Source organism: Massilia glaciei (assembly GCF_003011895.2).
In the GTDB taxonomy this organism is placed as follows: Bacteria; Pseudomonadota; Gammaproteobacteria; order Burkholderiales; family Burkholderiaceae_D; genus Telluria_A; species Telluria_A glaciei.
Genome location: NZ_PXWF02000147.1, coordinates 1 through 3,970 on the forward strand (window position 1 = coordinate 1; position 3,970 = coordinate 3,970).

Sequence of the window (3,970 nt, forward strand, 5' to 3'; positions counted from 1 at the left end):
ACCACGCGGGCGGCGGCGCCCCGTCCAAGCGCCGCCAGGCGGTGCGCGCGCTGATGGTCGACGCGGCCCAGAACCTGTGGATCGGCAGCGCCGCCGGGCTCGAGTCGTGGGCGCTCGGCGGCGCGGCCGGCCCGGGCGCGCGCCGCCACTACGGCCCGGCCGAGGGCATCGGGCCGGTCTCGATCAAGGTGCTGCTGCAGGACCCCGACCATGGCATCTGGGTCGGCACCCACGCCGACGGCCTGTACCGCTGGCAGCCCCGGGCCGGGCGCTTCGTCAACCACCGGCACCTGCCGAGCGACCGGCACAGCGTGGCCGACAACCAGATCTCGTCGCTGTACCGCGACCGCACCGGCACCCTCTGGGTCGGCACCTGGTACGCGGGCGCCTCGCGCGTGGACCTGGCCAGCGGCGGCTTCGCGCGCATCGTGAAACAGGCCGACGTCTCCGACACCCTGCCCGACAACAAGGTGCGCTGGATCGCCGACGGCGGCGGCGGCAAGCTCTGGGTGGCGGCCTCGAACAGCCTCAATTTCATCGATCCGGCCAGCGCCGCGGTGACCTCGTACAAACACGACCCGAAGGACGGGAACAGCCTGGCCGAGGGCGAGGTCGGCGCCGTGGTGCGCGACCGCCGCGGCCTGCTGTGGGTCGGCGGCACCAACGGCGTGACCAGCTTCGACCAGGCCAGCGGACGCTTCGAGCGCCTCTCGCTCGCGCCCGGCGACCTCGAGGGCGACAGCGTGCGCGGCATGCTGGTCGACCGCGCCGGCATGGTCTGGATCGCCAGCCGCGGCGGGCTGCACCGGCTCGACCCGGCCACGCGCGCGGTCAGGACGTTCCGCCACGACCGGGCCGACCCGGCCAGCCTGTCGGACAACATGGTGCGCCCGATCCACGAGGACCGCAAGGGGCGCCTGTGGATCGGCACCTTCAACGGGCTCGACCTGCTCGACCGCGCCAGCGGCCGCTTCCGCCACTTCCGGCACGACCCCAAGGACCCCAACAGCCTGTCGCACGACGAGGTCCACTACGTGCTCGAGGACCGGCGCGGCGGTCTGTGGGTGGGCACCGCGGCCGGCCTCAACTACATGACGCTGCGCGCCGATGGCACGGCCGTGTTCCGCCGCTACACCAGCGCCAAGGGTGGGCTGGCCGACGACGCCATCGCCGCCGCGCTCGAGGACGACGCCGGCCGGATCTGGGTCAGCACCAACACCGGCATCGCGCGGCTCGACCCGGCCACCGGGAAATGGCGCAACTACAGCGGCATCGACGGCACCATCGAGGGCGCCTATTTCGACGGCGCGGCCATGCGCGGTCCCGACGGCACCCTGTACTTCGGCGGCTTCAATGGCATCACCGCCTTCAATCCGGCCGCCATCAGCGACAACCAGGTCGCGCCGCGGCCGGTGGTCACCGGCTTCCAGGTGCTCAACAAACCGTTCGAGCAGGTCCACCCGGGCCGGCTCAAGGGGTCGATCGAGCGCGCCACCCAGGTCACGCTCGACGCCGCCGATTCGGTGTTCTCGCTCGAATTCGCGGCCCTGCATTTCGCCGCGCCCCAGCGCAACAGCTTCGAGTACCAGCTCGATGGCTTCGACGCCGACTGGGTCGCCACCGACGCGAGCCGCCGCTTCGCCACCTACACCAACCTCGACCCGGGCAGCTACACGTTCCGCCTGCGCGCGGCCAACAAGGACGGCGTCTGGAGCGCGCCGGGGCCGCCGCTGCGGATCGTGATCCTCCCGCCCTACTGGAAGAGCTGGTGGTTCCGCACCCTGTTCGTGCTGCTCTCGCTCGCGCTCGGCTACTGCGCCTACCGCGCGCGCCTGTCCGGGCTGCGCGACCAGAAGGAGTTGCTCGAGCAGCAGGTGCAGTCGCGCACGGTCGAGATCGGGGTGCAGAACCACCTGCTCGAGCTGCAAAAGGTCGAGCTCGAGGCCCAGCGCATCGGCGCCGAGCGCCAGCGCGCCGAGGCCGAGCGGCGCCACCTCGAGTCCGAGCGCCAGAAGGAGGAGCTCGAGCGCCAGAAGGAGAACGTCGAGCTGGCCCACCGCAAGATCTCGATCCTGTCCGAGATCGGGCGCGAGATGACGGCCACGCTCGACATGGACACCATCATGAACACCGCCTACCGCCACGTGCACCACCTGATGGACGCGCGCATCTTCGGCATCGGCTTGTGCCGCGAGGACCTCGGCCTGATCGAATTCCCGTTCGCGATCGACCAGGGGGTGCGCATCGAGAGCTACGCGCGCAGCCTGGACGACCCGAACCAGCTGGCCGTGTGGTGCGTGGGCGAGCGGCGCCCGGTGTTCATCAACGACGTCGACGCCGAGTTCGACAACTACATCGACACGCGCGCGCCGGTGCTGCGCAGCGACGGCACGCCGCCGTCGGCGGCGCTGTCGATGCTGTACGTGCCGCTGATCGTCAACGATTGCGCGGTCGGCGTGATGTGCGTGCAAAGCGGCGAGCGCAACGCCTACCGCCGGGTCCACCTCGACATGCTGCAAACGCTCGCCACCCACGCCGCCGTCGCGCTCGACAACGCGCGCGCCTACCAGCAGCTCGAGCGGACCCAGGCCCTGCTGGTCGAGCAGGAGCGCCAGGTGCGCCTCAACACGGACGAGCTGGCGCTGGCCAACCGCGCGCTGCAGGAGAACGACGAGCGGCTGCGCCTGGCCAAGCGCAAGGCCGAGGACGCCACGCGCCAGAAGTCCGAGTTCCTGGCCAACATGAGCCACGAGATGCGCACCCCGCTGGCCGGCGTGATCGGCATGCTCGGCTTCGCGCTGCGCGACGCCACGCTCGCCGAGGGCACGCGCGAGCAGATCGAGCGCGGCCAGGCCAACGCCCAGTCGCTGCTCACCATCATCAACGACCTGCTCGATTTCTCCAAGATCGAGGCCGGCAAGCTGACCATCGAGAACATCGACTTCGCGCTCGCGGCCACCGTCGAGAACGTGGCCAGCCTGTTCGAGGAGCAGGCCGCCGCCCACAGCGTGGGCTTCTCGATCCTGCTCGCGGGCGACCTGCCGCAGTTCGTGGTGGGCGACCCGATGCGGCTGCGCCAGGTGCTCGTCAACCTGGTCGGCAACGCCTTCAAGTTCACCAATGCGGGCGAGGTCTCGCTGCGCGTGGAGCGGCGCGCCGCCGACCAGATCGCCGGCTCGGGCGTGGACCAGATCCGCTTCTCGGTGCACGACACCGGGATCGGCATCGCGCCCGGGGCGATCGAGCGGTTGTTCCAGCAATTCGAGCAGGCCGACAGCACCACCACGCGCCGCTACGGCGGCACCGGGCTGGGGCTGGCGATCTGCCGCCAACTGGTCGAGCTGATGGACGGCCGGATCGAGGTCGAGAGCCGGCCCGGCGCCGGCAGCGTGTTCAGCTTCGTGCTGCCGCTGTCCGCCGGCGTGGCCCCGCCGCTGGTGCCGCACGTGCCGCTCGAGGCCCACAGCCACCGGCTCAAGGTGCTGTGCGCCGAGGACTTCCCGACCAACCAGATCATCATCCGCATGATGCTCGAGGAGCTCGGCCACCTGGTCCAGATCGCCGACAACGGCGCGCTCGCCGTGGCCGCGTGCGCGCACTCGCGCTTCGACCTGGTCCTGATGGACGGGCGCATGCCCCAGATGGACGGCGCCACCGCCACCGGCCTGATCCGCGCCGGCGGCACGCCCGGGGCCCTGGTGCGCGACCGCGAGCTGATGATCGTCGCGCTCACCGCCAACGCCAGCGAGGAGGACCGCGCGCGCTACCTGGCCTGCGGCATGGACGACTTCCTGACCAAGCCGATCGACGCGGCGGCGCTGCACCACCAGCTCAGCCGCGCGATCGAGCGCCAGCTCCGGCGCGGCGTGGCGCTGATGCCGATGGGCGCGCGCCGGCCCGGCCGGGCCGAACTCGACGCGATGTTCGGGGTGGCGCCGGAGGCCGGGACGGCGGCGCCGGCGGCGGCCGG

At 71.6% G+C, this 3,970-nt stretch carries 1 protein-coding gene; it reads left to right on the top strand.

The genetic code is table 11. From position 1 onward, the window contains the following. Positions 1–3,970 (top strand): two-component regulator propeller domain-containing protein (locus C7C56_RS10235; RefSeq protein ID WP_370660196.1); only part of this gene is annotated, 3,970 nt, incomplete at both ends.